Below are 16,421 nucleotides of genomic sequence, written 5' to 3'. Positions count from 1 at the left end.
TGATCACAATTCCTTCCCACAACCACAGGCTCCTCGAAAGTGATTTCCTTTGGAGCTGAAATATAAAAAAACCATCTTCTATTATCCGGAAGATGGCTTTACAATATTTATACTTACGTATTGACTTTAATAGGCACGCACTGCTTTACCTTCCATAAAGTTGACAAAAGCTTTATTCACCACTTTGTTCCCGCCATGGGTGGGATAATCACCAGTGAAATACCAGTCACCTTTATGTTCAGGACAGGCCTTATGTAGATTCTCTACGGTTTGATACACAATTTCCAACTCAGCCTTGAGGTCATCAGGACGTACAATTTTGCCGATCATCTCCGAAACCTGTTCGTAGCTGAATGGCACATAAAGCTCTTTGACAAAGTTAGGTGCTCCATGTTTAGTACCTTCAGCCACACACTGCTCATATACATCGTCAATCAGGTTTTCCATGTGTGCTTCTTTAAGTAAGGCAAGTACGGCTCTGAAAGCTACAAAATCATTCATCTTAGACATATCAATGCCATAACAGTCAGGGAAACGAATCTGAGGAGCAGAAGAAGCGATGATGATTTTCTTAGGCTCCAGCCTGTCCAGCATCCGTAATATACTTTTTTCCAGAGTAGTTCCGCGGACAATAGAATCATCTACTACCACAATATTGTCTACTCCTTTTTTGATTACTTCATAAGTAGTATCATAAACGTGTGCCACCAACTCATCACGATGGTCATCGTCTGTGATAAAAGTGCGCAGTTTGGCATCTTTTACAACCAGCTTTTCCACTCTTGGGCGAAAAGAAAGTAAACGGGTGATATAAGACTCATCAATATTGTCCCCTTTTTTCTGAGCTTCCTGTATCGCCATAATGCGCTCATTGCTCAAATGATCTTCCAAGCCCTGTAGAATCCCTAAGAATGAAGTTTCAGCACTGTTAGGAATATAGGAAAACACTGTGTTCTGCAAGTCATAATCAATACCTTTCAGAATCTGTGGAATCAGAAGCTGGCCCAGTTTTTTGCGCTCATGATAAATATTAGGGTCGGAACCCCGGGAGAAGTAAATACGCTCAAAGCTGCATGAACGTTTTTCCAGCTTTTCAATAAACTGCTGCTCGCTGTAATTGCCTTTTTTATCAATGATCAGTGCATGTGCAGGCTCAATTTCTTTGATGCTATCATAAGGTACATTGAATGCTGTTTTGATCGCAGGTTTCTCGGAAGCAACCACCACTACTTCATCGTCGGCATAGTAGTAAGCAGGACGGATTCCTGCGGGGTCACGGGCTACAAAAGAGGATCCGCTACCAATGAGGCCAGCCATAGCGTAGCCCCCGTCAAAGTCTTTGCAGGAACGTTGTAGTACCCTTTGCAAATTCAATGTATCTTCTATAATCTCAGTAACCTGCTGATTGGTATGGCTGAATTTATACTGATCAAAAAGCTCCTGGTTTTCCTGATCCAGAAAGTGACCGATCTTCTCCATCACTGTAACAGTATCTGCTTTCTCTTTGGGATGCTGCCCTAGCTTCACCAGGATATCGAAAAGCTCATCCACATTAGTCATGTTAAAGTTGCCGGCTACTACCAGGTTACGGCTACGCCAGTTGTTTTGCCGTAGCATGGGGTGACAGTATTCTATGGAGTTTTTGCCATGCGTGCCGTAGCGAAGATGGCCCAACCAAAGCTCGCCGGTAAAAGCGACGTTCTTTTGTAGCCAGGCAGCATCTTTAAGTTTTTCGCTTCCGTACTGTTTCTTGGCTTTTCTGAACTTTTTGTTGATCTTCTTAAAAACTTCCGAAATAGGCCGTTCTGCTATGGAACGATATCGACTGATGTACCTGGAGCCGGGAGGCACGTCAATTTTTATATTGGCTACTCCCACACCATCCTGTCCCCGGTTGTGCTGCTTTTCCATCAACAAATAAAGCTTGTTGACGCCGTAGAGGGGAGTACCATATTTGTCAATATAATACTGCAGAGGCTTCCGCAGACGGATCATTGCGATGCCACATTCATGTTTGATGATATCGGTCATAACAGACTTTTTAGCGCTTTATATTAAAATACGAAACCTACTGTCAAAAGTGAATAAAATTTATCAGTTCCATCAGCCAGTTTGCTTTGAAGAACAGTACCAATAAGGGAATAACCAACAAGAAAGCCAGGAACATATCACTGGTATTTACTGCTCTGAATGGGTTTAATTGCCCTTTTGGTTTTAGCATCTGCTGTCTTTCCTCATTATCTTCTTCTTTCTCACGAAAAAACATGTAATAAGGAATTTTTAAATAATAGAATAATGAAACTACAGTATTAAGCAACCCTACTAACAACAGCAGTACCATAATAGTGCTATCTGATGCCTGATAAGTTTGCCACAAAGAAGAAAAAATAAAGAGTTTTGCCGTAAAGCCGGCAGTAGGCGGAAGCCCAGTAAGCGAAATCATCACAATAAGAAATAGCACACCGATGACCGGGAACTCCATTCCTAAGCCTTTGTAATCTTTAATATACTCATAGCCAGTCTCCCGGCTAACCATCTTGATCAATAAAAAGGCGGCAAAATTCATAAGCAGATATACCGCTCCGTAAAACATGATGCTGTGGGTCCCAAACTCAGAATATGCCACTATACCTACCAGCAGAAAACCCGAATGGGCGATGGAAGAATAAGCCATCATACGTTTGGCATTTGTCTGAGACAGGGCAGCAAAGTTGCCTAAGACTATAGTAACAATTGCAATAATTCCGACCACCCATTGCCAATCTATTGCCACTATTTGTGTCTGCAGAGCATCAAAGAAGCCGGAAAAGTGTATGAGCACAGCAATCCCTGCTATTTTGGGTACCACTGAGAACATTGCGACAACAGGAGTAGGCGCTCCTTCATATACATCAGGAGCCCAGATATGAAAGGGAACCGCGGAAACTTTAAATAATAATCCGGCAGCGATCAATAGTAAGGCAGGGGTCAGGGCCAGAGAGGGTATTTGACCAAGGCTGTTAATAAAACCGGGCTCATTCCACAGTAATGAGCCACTAAAACCATATAATAAGGAGATGCCATAGAGTAACAATCCTGACGCTATTCCTCCAAAAAGAAGGTATTTTATACCTGCTTCAGCGCTTCTCTTATCAAAATTAAAGTTTGTGAGGATGTAGGAAGCAATGGAGACGATTTCAATGGCGAGATAGAGCATCAGTAGGTTGGCTGACATCACCATAAGAGTAGCTCCGAGTAAAAGTCCATATAGTATTACATAAAACTCTCCTACCTGCTTTAAAGATTCGCTCTCTACTTTTTCTGAGCCGCTGCGGTAATGCATATTCAGCAATACCGTAAAAATTCCTGAAAGAGAGAATAAAGCTTTAAAAAAAACTCCTATCCCATCCAGCCTTAGCATACCCAATAACAGGGGAGGTTCCTGCAGTACAGCCAGCAACTCCCATTGTTTGAAGAGCATAAACAGATGCACACCAAAGCCTATCAGAGACAAGCTGATCAGCCAGTAAGCCCCCCTACGGCCAGCAATAAGATCTACCAACAACAGCAATAGCAGGAAAGCAGTGAGCACCGCCTCAGGCATCAGATAGCTCAGGCTCGCTGTTATCTCGCTAAGCTTCTGCCCTAGTAGTCCGGTATCTATCGTTTGCTGCACGTAAATTTATCTGAGTATGAGCTGTAAATTTTCCTGACCTGTGGTGTTCACGTAGTACACGAACTTACTCACGGTAACATCAATCATATCTATTAAGATTTGAGGAAAAATACCAAAAGCTATAATGGCTAATGCCAAAGGCACCAGCATGATATATTCCCTGGCATTCAAATCTTTAAGTTTAGGGGTCCAACTGCTGTCCCGAACATAGTAGGTTCCAAAAAACATACGCTGGAGCGTCCATAAGTAGTAAGCTGCACCCAGTATTAGCCCGAAGGTGGCTAAGATAGGCATCCAGCGAGGAAGCAGTTCATTGAGTGTTGCTGAGTTGAACGCACCCAGAAAAACCAATACTTCCGCTACAAAACCAGAGAAGCCAGGCAAGCCTAAAGAAGCGAAGAAAGCGATTACTACCAAACCGGTAAAATAAGGCATACGGGCTGTCAAACCTCCATAGTGAGCAATCATACGATCATGGGTACGGTCATAGAGTACTCCGGCAATAAGAAAGAGCATGGAAGAGATAAGGCCATGGCTAAACATTTGATAGATGCTTCCACTGATACCTTCCACCGTAATAGAAGCCAGGCCCAGGAGGACAAAGCCCATATGAGATACCGAAGAATAAGCAATCAGCTTTTTTACATCTTTCTGAGCTAAAGCATTCATGCCACCATATATAATAGCAATCAGGCCAAACAAACCTATCCACCAGGCATAGTATACTGCCCCCTCTGGAAAAATACTGTAAGCTGTGCGGAGTATACCATAGGCTCCTATTTTCAACAAGATCCCCGCTAAAACTACCGAGATAGGGGTGGGCGCTTCCACGTGGGCATCCGGCAGCCACGTATGTAGCGGCACTGCCGGTAATTTTATGGCAAAACCAATCAATAGGGCCAGAAATGCCCAAAGCCTGACAGAAACCCCTAAGAGAGTAGACTGGCTTAGTAGGCTCAGTATCGTACCAGGAATGAAATTGCCAGCGTCAGTCATCGCAATCATGCTGAAGGTACGTACCATATATTGTGAGGCAATCTGCCCTTCGGCCAGCATATTTTGTACCTGCTCAATGAGCTGTGGTGTTACAGCGTCAACATTAGATGCAAGCCCCAGAGAAACTGCGGTTTCAAGCGGGTCAATTACACTCACATACAGCCCTATGATAGCTATCAATATAAATATGGATCCTAATAGTGTATACAAAAAGAACTTGATCGCTGCGTATTCTCTTCTCGGACCTCCCCACATCCCTATCAGGAAGTACATTGGGAGGAGCATAAACTCAAAGAACAGGTAGAAAAGGAAAAAGTCTAATGCCACAAAGCAACCCACGACTGAGGAACTTAGCAGAAGGTAAAGCAAGAAATACCCTTTAACATTACTATGGATCTTCCAGGAAGAAATGGCTCCTATTGTCAATACCAGCACTGACAATAATACCATGCTGATGCTAAGGCCATCTACCCCCAGATTGTAATCTATAGAGAGTGTACCCAGGCTTCCCATGTCTATCTGTATCCATTCTACTTTTTCAGACAGTTGAGCCTGTATCAACTGTGAGGTAGTCTCTTCACTATCCTGAGCTATCTGCTCAGGTCTCTTTTCAAAGTTGATGTATACAAAAATGGCTACTCCTAATTGTAGCAGGGTAGCCAGTAGAGTCATCCACTTAAAGACCTGTACATATCGTGCAGGAAGCAGTAACAGGATCAATGCAACTGCCAGCGGTATGAAAATTAAAAGGGAAAGTAGGTATGAATCCATGCAATCAAGCTAACTCAGTTTGTACCGCTTGTTAATGAAGCCCCAAAATTAGCTATTCTGATGGAAAGATAAATTGTACAGACATATTTTTATCTATATTCTTTATTTATGACGTTATCTGCTCAAAATCAATGCCTGGAGAGCCTTATTAGGTCAGGCTATCCCTTCTAAATAGGTATAAAATTGTCTGCGAAAAGGAGCAGATAATTGTCTGCTTTATTTTTTCTTGAAGTCTCCCCGCTTCAAGGATTTGATAAACTCTGCCCAGGCAAAAGGGTTAAGCAGGGGATTGGGGCGAGGTCCGGAACCATACTGTAAACGATCAAACTGCTGATTCATAAAATAGCGATGGTTCATACTGCCATCCATGGGCATGGCCTCAAACATGCGGGCTAGTAGATCAGCATTAAGGTTCTCATTCATATTATCATACTGATCCTGATCAGGTAACTCCAGAGCCAACACGGCCTCTTTAAAAATTTCTTCGGTAGGGAAAGGGAAAACGACTACTCCCGGTAAGTAAGTGGTATCTGTCTGAAGTTCAACCACGATAGTGAGACTCTCTTTTTGATCTTCTGGAACAAGATAGTACTGCTTCTTATAACCAATAGAACTAAGAATTACACTATCACCAGCCAGTACCGGCAAGGAAAAATATCCGTACTGATTGGTAGAAGTACCCCGACCAGCAGCGGGCACGTAAATGTTAGCGCCTGCCAGTGCTGAAGTACTGTCTTCTCCTAAAACTAGACCTGAAAGCTGAATAACACTACTTTTTCCCTGTGCCTGAGCTGTGTTAACAGCAAAAGTCAAAAGAAAACTCATCAATACCGCAACGCCAAATATTTTACCTATATACTTCAAATCAGCTTTTATTTCTTTTGTAACATTAACGAACGTTCTACTAAAATAGTCACAGAAAATTAATATTAATAATACACTTAGAGAATTTATATGTTTTATGTTAAGTTAATTATACCATAAAACATAGATCAATAAGCCTAGCTACATAGAACAACTTAATATGCGAGTAAAAAATTTCAGCTTATCCTTTGGACTTGGCGTATTCAAAGCACTTTCTGATGAGGCGCGGGTAAGAATACTGTTTCTTCTCTACAAACAGGAAGAAATGTGTATTACTGACCTGGAGCACATCCTGGACTTTACCCAGACTAAAACTTCACGTCATCTGCGCTTTCTCAAAAATGCAGGCCTGGTCAGTTCCCGTAAAGTAGACCAGTTTGTGTACTATCGCATCAAGCAGCAGGCGAGAGATATTATTGCCCAGATATTTCAGTATATGAATAAGGACGCTGTTTTACTTCATGATCTTGAGACTTTTCATATTCTTTATTCTAACCGAGAACTTGCAATATGGAAGCTACACCACCAAAAGAAGCTTTATTCCAGTTAAGCTTTTTGTAAACGCTCTTTTTCTACTTGCCCCTTGCTGATCAGTAACAGGCCAATAAAAGTAAGCGCTCCATTTACGATCAGTATGAAAAAGCCAAACTGAAAACCATTAAACAAGATAGCTGAGTTAGTATCCAGTACAAAGCTGATGACCGGTGCCAGCAAACACACCCAGGGGACTAAGCGGTCCTGAGCTTTCTTTGACGTATAGAGGCCATAAGAGTATAGTCCTAGAAGAGGGCCATATGTATAACCCGCTATTTTGAATACAGCCACAATCACACTCTCACTGTTGAAGGCATTAAAGAGCAGAATCACTAAAAATAAGAGGACTGAAAACATTACATGTACTCTCATACGTACTGCTTTGTCAATATCTTTACCTTTCTCATTTCTTGTCTCAGCACGTTCATTTCCTAATCCCAGAAAATCCACACAAAATGAAGTAGTGAGCGCTGTCAGAGCTGAATCTGCACTTGAGTAAGCGGCAGCGATAATACCCAACATAAAAATAATACCTGCATAAGTATCAAAATGATTTACAGCCAGCATAGGGTAAAGGTCATCCGTACTTTCAGGAATCGCGATCCCTTTAGTATCAGCATATAAAAAAAGTAATGCCCCTAATGTCAAAAACATCAGCGTTACAAAAACTATTGTCACGGTAAACCATTTCATGTTCTTCTGAGCTTCTCCCAGGTTCTTGCAGGTTAGATTTTTTTGCATCATATCCTGGTCCAAACCGGTCATCACAATGGCAATAAAAGCGCCGGAAATAAACTGCTTAAAAAAGTTATTGGCACTATCCCAGTCCCAGAAAAAGATCTTGGAAATTTTGCGACGTTCTACATTAGCGATCATATCTCCAAGAGACATTTCTAATTCCTGCCCTATAAGAAAAATGCTAATGGCTACGGAAGATAGCATAAAGAACGTTTGCAGTGTATCTGTCCATACGATGGTTTTGATACCTCCCCGAAAAGTATACAACCAGATGAGTACAATCGTAACAAAAACTGTTATCCAGAAAGGCACATCAAAGCTATCAAAGATTGCTATTTGTAGTACCCCTGCTACCAGGAATAAGCGTGCAGAAGACCCTATGAGTCGCGAGAGCAGAAAGAAAAAAGCACCAGTTTTATACGACCAGAATCCAAAACGCCGCTCCAAGTACCCATAGATGGATACTAAATTAAGCCGGTAATACAAGGGCATTAATACTAATGCGATAAAAGCATAGCCCGGAACATAGCCTAACACTACCTGAAAATACGAGAATTGAGAGTTACCTACCTCACCAGGTACTGAGATAAATGTTACTCCAGATAAGGAAGCACCGATCATTCCAAACGCTACCAGGTACCAGGGTGATGAACGGTTGGCATTGAAGAATGTCTGGGTAGTAGCGCCACGAGATGTGAAATAAGAAATCAGTAAAAGGACAACAAAATATCCGGCAATTACGCTTAGAACTAATATTGGTGACATGTGTTATTGTTAAGTAATGGGGCACGAAATTGGGTCTTTTTTTTTAAATTTGCTAAATGGATATGTTTGAACCTATGAGATACGCAGCAATTGAAGAAGAAGTAGAAGTATTAGAAGAAGTTCTACATGAGGAAAAAGAAGAAGTTGTTGAAAACAAAGATCTCATCGTGTTAAACGATGATTACAATACTTTCGATCATGTGATTAACACCTTGATTAAGGTCTGTAAACATAGCCCTGAACAGGCAGAACAGTGTACACTTATTATTCATTATAAAGGAAAGTGTTCTGTAAAGAAAGGAAGCTATGAAGAGCTCAAGCCACAACGTGACGCAATTTGTGATGCAGGTATCGGTGCAGTTATCCGTTAATTTTTTCTGTAAGCACTATCATCAACCCTCTTATCACCTAAACTTTTATGGAGTATCCTTCTAAATTGATAGAAGATGCTGTCAATGAGATAGCCAAGCTTCCAGGAATTGGAAAAAAAACAGCCCTCAGGTTGGCGTTACATATGCTACGGGAAGAAGAAGATTTCACTAAGTCTCTTTCAGAGGCTATGGTAAACCTTCGGACTAAGACCCAGTACTGTAAAAGTTGCCACAATATTTCTGATAGTGAGATCTGCGGCATCTGTGCTAACGAAAGGCGTGACCATAGCATCATTTGCGTAGTTGAGACAGTCACCGATCTTATTGCCATAGAGAACACTTCTCAGTACCGAGGGCTTTATCATGTACTGGGTGGTGTCATCTCACCTATTGAAGGCATTGGCCCCGGCGATTTACATTTGCAGTCGGTCATTAACAGGGTTATTTCCCCTGAATCTGAAGTAAAAGAAATCATCCTGGCGCTCAGTTCTACTATGGAGGGAGATACCACTGCCTTTTTCATTACTAAAAAACTGAAAGATCATCCGGTAAAAATTACCAGCCTTGCCCGGGGCGTACCTATTGGGAGTGAGCTTGAGTATACTGATGAAATAACTTTGGGAAGAAGTATTCTGGGTCGCAAAGCTTATGAACAAAGCTAGCTCAACCTGCCCTGGCAATTGCCCAAAATAGTAATACCCAACCTGCAATCATAAGTAAGCCACCAATAGGAGTAACAGCACCCAGCCAACGTATGCCAGAAAGACATAAGATATAAAGCGAGCCGGAGAAAACTAATATTCCCCCAATCATAGTTAAGCCTGCATAATCCAGCAATTTATCATTGAGCCTGTACATGAGTAAGCCAATAGCCAAAAGTGCCAATGTGTGATAAAATTGATACTTCACTGCTGTTTCAAAAGTATCCAGCCTGTTACTTGCTTCCAGACTAGCTTTTAACGCATGCGCCCCGAATGCGCCTATCATCACTGAGAGCGCTCCCAAAGCTGAAGCACTCAATAAAATAATTTTCTGCATATTTTAATTGTAGTTCCTTTCTCCAAAAATTGTAGTCCCTATCCTCAACATAGTGCTTCCTTCTTCCAAGGCAATTTGATAATCTCCACTCATGCCCATGGAAAGCTCTTTTATCTCTACGTTCTGCGGCAATTGTTGATCTGCTTTCACTTTTTCAAAAATCCGTTTCAGAGATTTGAACTCTTTTCTTATTTGTTGTTCATTCTCAGTGAAGGTAGCCATGCCCATCAAACCTTTGATCCTAACATACCTGGCCTTAGCCAGCATCTCACCATTAAGAATTTCAAATAGCTCCTCTTCAGATAAACCATACTTACTTTCCTCTTCAGCAATATGCATTTGTAGCAGACAGTCCACGACTCTCTCTTCCTTTCTGGCTTGCTTTTCTATCTCCTTAAGGAGGCGAGCACTATCTACCGAATGGATCATATGCACGAAGGGAGTGATATACTTTACTTTGTTTCGCTGCAAGTGACCTATCATATGCCATTGAATATCCTTGGGCAGTTGCTCATACTTGTCTACCAATTCCTGTACCTTGTTTTCTCCAAAGTCTCTTACACCTGCTTTGTAAGCTTCTTCTAGCATTTCTACGGGTTTGGTTTTACTCACTGCCACCAGCGTGCAGGGATATGAGCTAACCTTTGCTCGCAACTCTTCTAAATTTTTCGCAACACTCATATTTATTAATACTTTTATTATTCACTTGATATCAACAATGCTTTTACAGCAGTGTTGTTTAATAGTCGGTAATTTAGACAAAACAGGTTAAGGGTAAAAATTAAGCTTTTGATGAAAAAATATATACTTACACTTATCTTCTGCTGGGCTTTTTTTCAGGCCTTTGGCCAAGCTGATAATGAAATTATCAGCTTTTATAAGCAACAAAAACAGATTACCAAAATAGGTATGCTCACGCTGGGGGGGTGGGCAGTAGGCAATATCGCTGTCAATAGCTTGTTGATGACGCAGGCTTCCGGGAGTCGGTATTACTTTTATCAGATGAACACCTTTTGGAATGTGGTAAACCTCGCTTTAGCGGGTTTTGGGTACTATAACAGCTTACAAATAGCTCCCGACACCCTCCAACTTTCTACTACTACTGACGAATTTTTTGGCTTACAAAAAACGTTGTTATTTAATGCTGGCCTAGATGTGGCTTATATGGCAGGAGGTCTTTATTTATTAGAAAAGGCAAAAAGCATAGAAAGAAATTCAAAAAGATTTACTGGCTATGGCCAAGCGCTAATCCTCCAGGGAGCTTTCCTGCTCGTTTTTGATACTGTATTATATTTTGTTTTAGATGCTCGTTCCAGTGAATTATTACCTTTACTTAGCAGTTCAGTCAACGGCATAGGTTTGAGCTTAAGATTTTGATATTCAGGTAGCATGGAAGTTACTTACTACAACGTAGCAGATATTAATAAACTCCCTCATCAGCCCGGAGTTTACAAGTTTTATAATCACCAGCATGATCTAATTTATGTAGGTAAGGCAAAAGACCTGAAGAAGAGAGTTAGTAGTTATTTTAACCGCTCGGCAGGCAGTAGTCGCAAGACGAAAAAAATGGTAAGTGAAATTACTTCCATTGAGTTTACCATCGTAAACTCTGAGTTTGATGCGCTGCTTCTGGAAAACAGTCTGATCAAAAAAAATCAGCCTAAGTATAACATACTGCTGAAAGATGATAAGAGCTACCCTTATATTTTGCTTACCAGAGAGCGTTTTCCCCGTATCATCCCCACCCGGAGAATGGTACCTGGAGCAGGTCACTATTTCGGGCCTTTTGCCAGTATCAAGGCCATGAACAACATTCTGGAATTACTTAGAAATCTCTATACTATCCGAACCTGTCGGTACGATCTATCCGATGAAAATATCAGATCCGGTAAGTTTAAGGTCTGCCTGGAATATCATATTGGTAATTGCAAAGGGCCATGCGAAAATTTACAAAGTGAAGAAGATTACAATCGTGATATAGAACAAGCTACTAATATTCTGAAAGGTAATTTGGGCATAGCCCGCAATTACTTTAAAGTAAAAATGCAGGAAGCAGCCTCAAACTTAGAATTTGAAACTGCCCAGATGTTCAAAGAAAAAACCGAGCTTCTCTCAAAATACCAGGCAAAATCACTGGTCGTAAATCCTCAAATTGGAGATACTGATGTCTTCACTATTGTCTCGGATGGAAAGATCGCTTTCATTAATTATCTTAAAGTAAACAATGGCTCCATTGTACTTACCAAAACTATTGAGGTAAAGAAAAAGCTAGATGAGCCAGATGAAGAAGTACTTGCCCTGATGATTGTAGAACTGCGAAACAGGTACCTTAGCAATGCTACAGACCTTTTAACAAATATTGATATTTCTATACAGATAGAGGCTGTCAACATCATAGTTCCTAAAATTGGAGATAAACGTAAGCTCGTAGATATGTCTATCAAGAATGTTCTTTTCTATAAGAAAGAGCGTTACAATCAAGTCTTGAATACCAAGCAAAAAGAAAATAGAGTTTTGGTTACTCTTAAAGAAGACCTTAGGTTAAAAACCCTTCCCATGCAGATAGAGTGCTTTGACAACTCAAATATTCAGGGTAGTAATCCGGTAGCCTCTATGGTCTGCTTTAAAGATGGAAAGCCTTCAAAAAAAGACTATCGTAAATTCAATATCAAAACAGTGGTAGGGCCTGATGATTTTGGTTCAATGAATGAAATTGTTTATCGCAGATACCACCGTTTAAAAATGGAGGAACTACCTTTGCCCGATCTTATTGTAATTGATGGAGGGAAAGGACAACTCAGTGCTGCGTGTAAAGCTTTAAAAGACTTAGAATTATACGGCTCTATTCCTATTGTAGGCATCGCTAAAAGACTGGAGGAAATTTACATGCCTGAAGACCCCTACCCTTTGCACATCGATAAAAAATCGGAGTCTTTGAAATTACTTCAGCGTATTCGTGATGAGGCACACCGTTTTGCTATTACCTTTCATAGGCAAAAGAGGTCAAACGCAGCTCTAAAATCTGCTTTAGAAGAAATTCCCGGTATCGGAAAAAAAACCGCTATGTCTTTACTTAAAAATTTCAAGTCTGTCAAAAATATCCGTGAAGCTGATGACCAAAAGTTAACTGACCTTATCGGTCCTGCCAAGGCAAAAGCCATTAAAGAAGCGCTTCAGACACAAACATAAAAAAAGGAGAGGTCACCCTCTCCTTTCTTATAGTATAAACAATTGTGTTATGATAGCATTAATATTCCCAGAGTTCGTGCTCTCTTTCTAACAGATTATATTCATAATTCAATGACTCCATCAAAGCTGATCTCCTGTCTCCACCTGTTTTGTCAATGATATATTCATCCTCAGGATTTGAGTACTTAACGATATGAGCATTAAACAATCTCAGATCAAAAGCGTGCTTCAAGTTCAGATGTTTAGCATCATTGTAAGGGTTGACCCAAACTGCGATTTCAGGGTTTTCCTCAAATACACGCATCAGATCCATATACTTGAAAGTAGCTACAGGCTTCTGTAAACCTGTCAGAGGAAACATCTCAGGGGGTAAGATCATTGTCACTGACTGTATGTCATAATACTGGCGACCACGTGACTTATCAAAGATTATGTCCTCCATAATCTCAAGAATAGTTACATCTGTTGCATAAAAGAGATTATTCGTAGAAGCTGAAGCTTCTGAAGTTGAAGCAGAAGACTCCACAGCTGTACCTTCAGCACCTTGACCACTTGATGAAGAGGAGTCGTCTCCCCATCCTCCGCCCCAGCCATCATCTTCCTGAGCTTCTTCTTGTTGCCCAAAGCCCATCGCTATTTCATCTTCAGATAGAGCCGGACCATCGGCAGGAATTGTTAAGTTTTCAATAAACTGCTCCTTTGACATCCGCTCATTTAAAGAATCACTGGTGTAAGGATATAAAGTGCCGTTCATAACAGCATTAATCATTACCTGCGTAATCTCGCGGTTTGTTGAGAAGAAAGGTTTATTTTGCTTTTCCTCCAGATCCATGCGTCTCCAAACTCTGGTTTTATAGAGTTGATCTGATTCATGTATCGGTCTGATAGAATTTGCATTATACCCATCAGATTCTTGGGCGAATAGCGAACTGGATACACAGAGGGCAACCATGGAGGCCCCCAAACTGTGTGTAATAAATCTTTTTATTTGCATCATAACACCTGTTTATAACTTTCAATATTAGTTCAGCGGAACGTTAATGAAAGACTCACTAGCCCCTAAAGGCACGTCTTCTAACTCATTTTTAAAATTCATTCGCTGTACTTTCTTAATTTCTATAGATAATCTATCTCCTGCCTTAGCCTGTGACATCATGCGGCCCAGGTTAGCAGTTTCATTTGATAAAGAAGCTTTATCAATAGGACGGCTACCTCTTGCTAAAATGATGTCTGCCTCAATAACTTTGTATCGCGCATCTTTAGGTAAGAAGTTTTTAAAATCCTCATCGGCAACAGCCTCTATTTTGATAGATCTCAACCTACTTGCAGTTTCTCCTTTTTGCATATTCACCAATCCTCCTCCGGGACCTTTAACTACTATCATAGGCTTAGGAACTCTCTTAACAGTGAAAGTCTCGTCACCAATTTTGTTACCACCACTGCTTACTCCCAGTGTAAGCTTTGGAGCTTTAGGAATTACAGTAACTGAACCTGTCTTTTGGCCTTTGATAGCAGTACCACCCTGAGCAGTAAATGAAGGATCATAAGTAGTTCCTAATGCTGGAACATTAACCTGAAGTTCATTTCCACAGTTTAAGTATAGTGCTTGCACTGACTCAGACTGAATCTGGATCACCGGCTTAGTTACAAAGTAGCTAAAAGTCTCTTCGTAAACTTCTTTCTTACCCCCTTGCTCAATAGCGATTGAAGCTTTAAATGACTTTTCAGCCTTATTGCTTTCATCATATTTGTCTGCACTGGCTGTAAACTCGATTTGACCCATACCGCCATTTACAGGAATAGACTTACCATTCACGGTCATGACAGGATCTACCGCACTTGATGAAGCAGCAATAAATAAATCCGCCTTATACTTGGTACCTGCAGCTACTACATTTGACTCAGGCCTAACCATAGCCACAATGTTATCAAACTTCATATCTGCTGCACCTACCTGACGTGCCAGACGATCTAAAGCAATTGTCTCACGAGAAAGAACCTCATTTTTCAACTGGCTCAGTGATGCTAAACCAGCTACCATAGGAGTACTCTGGAAAGTGATCTCTGAGAAGCTCTTCATATTTTGCTCAGGATTATCTTTAAATACAGGGTTCTCAATAGCATCAAGTGCAATGGGAGCCACATCTTGCCCGGTAGTACTTGCTAAATAGCTTGCGTAACCATTTAAAGCTTTCTTAAGCTCTTCTCCTTTACCTTGTCTTACCATGATGTCAGCTATCTCATCTTCGCTTTTTCCACCTACATAAGTCCCATCTTCTTCAGTTCCACCAGTGACTACCACAAACTCTTTCTTTAAGGAATCAAGCGTATTTAATACCTGATTAGTTTTTGCCCTTACTTCTCTGGCTTTTTCAAGCACTGCTACGTCTTCTTTACGATTTCCAGCATCTTCTACTGCTGACTGAATACGGTCAACAGTATTGCTGTTCTGAGACTTGGCACCATCCGCAGATTGTTCCAAGCTATTATCAATGAAGATAAATTTCTCCAGTACTGTGTTACTAACTTGCAAGGCTAAAAGTGCGGTAAGTACTAAGTACATCATACCGATCATCTTTTGCCTCGGGGTTTCTTTTCCTCCAGCCATATTATTTTTAAGTTAAAATAATGTTTAAATCGATATAAATAATTAGGCCTTCATGGCACTAAGCATGTTTCCGTAAACCCTATTCAATGAAGAAATGTTATTGTTCAATGAAGCAAAGTTATTCTTGAAACTTTCAGCATCTTTACTTGCCTCGGAAACATTTTCCATAGCACTGCTCAGATTAGAATAAAATTTATTCATCGCTTTCAAGTGGCTATTAGCATCTTGCAGCTCCAATTCGTAAACTGAGTTCAAAGAAGCCAAGTTTTTAGTTACCTGCTGTACCTGTACATGATACTCTTTGGTATCTTTACTAGCATCAGACATTGATGACATAGCTTGAATTGCAGTAGAATAAGATTTATTCATTTCCGATAATGAAGAGGATGCAACTTTCACATTTTTAGCATATTCGTCAGTAGCTAATGCTGCATTAGAAAGAGATCCCATTTTAGTAACTGAGTCCGAAAGATTTTTCATTCCTCTTCCTAAACTGTCGATCAATTCAGGCCCAACCTTAGAACTTTCTAGCATTGCATCTAACTTCTTAGTAACAGAATCACCATTACTTTTTCCGTTAGAAATCTTTCTTCTATCACTAGCTTCAGTATCGCCCATAAGTTCGGGATATACTAAAGACCAGTCATATTCATTATGCTTAGGTTCAAACGCACTAAATAAGAATATTATGGCTTCTGTGGTAAGACCCACACCTAACATAATACCAGCTCCTGGTAGGTGAAGGATTTTGAACATAGCACCAACAATTACAACTGCAGCACCGATACCATAAATTTTGGGCATTATTGTGCCATAAAGTAGTTCTGAGAATCCACCTTTTTTCTTGCTCATTGTTTTAAAATTTTCGAGTGATTTACTGATTTAGATTGTT

At 40.6% G+C, this 16,421-nt stretch carries 15 protein-coding genes; 5 read left to right on the top strand and 10 right to left on the bottom strand.

The window, feature by feature from the left end; translation table 11 throughout:
- Positions 1-126: 126 nt before the first annotated feature.
- From OKW21_RS00280 to OKW21_RS00265, 4 genes are all read right to left on the bottom strand, one after another.
- A complete protein-coding gene (locus OKW21_RS00280) occupies positions 127-2,031 on the bottom strand; it encodes an amidophosphoribosyltransferase (RefSeq protein WP_277476330.1) in 1,905 nt (634 codons plus the stop codon).
- A 43-nt stretch (positions 2,032-2,074) separates the two neighbouring features.
- On the bottom strand, positions 2,075-3,655 hold the full coding sequence (locus OKW21_RS00275; RefSeq protein ID WP_277476329.1) for an NADH-quinone oxidoreductase subunit N: 1,581 nt from the start codon (positions 3,653-3,655) through the stop codon (positions 2,075-2,077).
- 6 nt (positions 3,656-3,661) lie between these two features.
- Complete coding sequence (locus OKW21_RS00270; RefSeq protein ID WP_277476328.1) at positions 3,662-5,422, bottom strand: complex I subunit 4 family protein; 1,761 nt, start codon at positions 5,420-5,422, stop codon at positions 3,662-3,664.
- 216 nt (positions 5,423-5,638) lie between these two features.
- Positions 5,639-6,286, bottom strand: a complete 648-nt coding sequence (locus OKW21_RS00265) for a carboxypeptidase-like regulatory domain-containing protein (protein WP_277476327.1) — start codon at positions 6,284-6,286, stop codon at positions 5,639-5,641.
- A gap of 160 nt (positions 6,287-6,446) precedes the next feature.
- Between OKW21_RS00265 and OKW21_RS00260 the strand changes: the two genes are divergently transcribed.
- The gene (locus tag OKW21_RS00260) at positions 6,447-6,836 is read left to right on the top strand and encodes an ArsR/SmtB family transcription factor (RefSeq protein ID WP_277476326.1); all 390 of its coding nucleotides are present in this window, start codon (positions 6,447-6,449) and stop codon (positions 6,834-6,836) included.
- Here OKW21_RS00260 and OKW21_RS00255 read toward each other — a convergent pair.
- A complete protein-coding gene (locus OKW21_RS00255; RefSeq protein ID WP_277476325.1) occupies positions 6,833-8,323 on the bottom strand; it encodes a sodium:solute symporter in 1,491 nt (496 codons plus the stop codon). The genes OKW21_RS00260 and OKW21_RS00255 overlap by 4 nt on opposite strands.
- Before the next feature lie 62 nt (positions 8,324-8,385).
- Between OKW21_RS00255 and OKW21_RS00250 the strand changes: the two genes are divergently transcribed.
- Entirely contained in the window at positions 8,386-8,694 is a 309-nt protein-coding gene (locus OKW21_RS00250) for an ATP-dependent Clp protease adaptor ClpS (RefSeq protein WP_420870131.1), read from the top strand.
- A gap of 47 nt (positions 8,695-8,741) precedes the next feature.
- The gene (recR, locus tag OKW21_RS00245) at positions 8,742-9,356 is read left to right on the top strand and encodes a recombination mediator RecR (protein WP_277476323.1); all 615 of its coding nucleotides are present in this window, start codon (positions 8,742-8,744) and stop codon (positions 9,354-9,356) included.
- 1 nt (position 9,357) lies between these two features.
- On the opposite strand, the gene OKW21_RS00240 is transcribed toward recR, so the two are convergent.
- Positions 9,358-9,732, bottom strand: coding sequence for a DUF423 domain-containing protein (locus OKW21_RS00240; RefSeq protein ID WP_277476321.1), 375 nt, complete (start codon positions 9,730-9,732; stop codon positions 9,358-9,360).
- Between the two features lie 3 nt (positions 9,733-9,735).
- Positions 9,736-10,413, bottom strand: a complete 678-nt coding sequence (locus OKW21_RS00235; RefSeq protein ID WP_277476320.1) for a YggS family pyridoxal phosphate-dependent enzyme — start codon at positions 10,411-10,413, stop codon at positions 9,736-9,738.
- 111 nt (positions 10,414-10,524) lie between these two features.
- On the opposite strand from OKW21_RS00235, the gene OKW21_RS00230 reads away from it, so the two are divergent.
- Positions 10,525-11,109 (top strand): DUF6992 family protein, encoded by a 585-nt coding sequence (locus tag OKW21_RS00230; protein ID WP_277476319.1) that lies wholly within the window; start codon positions 10,525-10,527, stop codon positions 11,107-11,109.
- A 12-nt stretch (positions 11,110-11,121) separates the two neighbouring features.
- A complete protein-coding gene (gene uvrC / locus OKW21_RS00225; protein ID WP_277476318.1) occupies positions 11,122-12,921 on the top strand; it encodes an excinuclease ABC subunit UvrC in 1,800 nt (599 codons plus the stop codon).
- Positions 12,922-12,979: 58 nt separating this feature from the next.
- Here the strand turns inward: uvrC and porN are convergent, their stop codons facing one another.
- The 3 genes from porN to porL are packed head-to-tail and all read right to left on the bottom strand — an operon-like array spanning position 12,980 to position 16,381.
- On the bottom strand, positions 12,980-13,918 hold the full coding sequence (gene porN, locus OKW21_RS00220; protein WP_277476317.1) for a type IX secretion system ring subunit PorN/GldN: 939 nt from the start codon (positions 13,916-13,918) through the stop codon (positions 12,980-12,982).
- A gap of 24 nt (positions 13,919-13,942) precedes the next feature.
- Positions 13,943-15,529 (bottom strand): type IX secretion system motor protein PorM/GldM, encoded by a 1,587-nt coding sequence (porM, locus tag OKW21_RS00215; protein WP_277476316.1) that lies wholly within the window; start codon positions 15,527-15,529, stop codon positions 13,943-13,945.
- Between the two features lie 42 nt (positions 15,530-15,571).
- On the bottom strand, positions 15,572-16,381 hold the full coding sequence (gene porL / locus OKW21_RS00210) for a type IX secretion system motor protein PorL/GldL (protein WP_277476315.1): 810 nt from the start codon (positions 16,379-16,381) through the stop codon (positions 15,572-15,574).
- Between the last annotated feature and the right edge of the window lie 40 nt (positions 16,382-16,421).

Origin of the sequence: Catalinimonas alkaloidigena (genome assembly GCF_029504655.1) — a bacterium.
GTDB lineage: Bacteria > Bacteroidota > Bacteroidia > Cytophagales > Cyclobacteriaceae > Catalinimonas > Catalinimonas alkaloidigena.
Note: the sequence above shows the minus strand (reverse complement) of the source record. Positions and strands in the feature narration are given on the sequence as shown.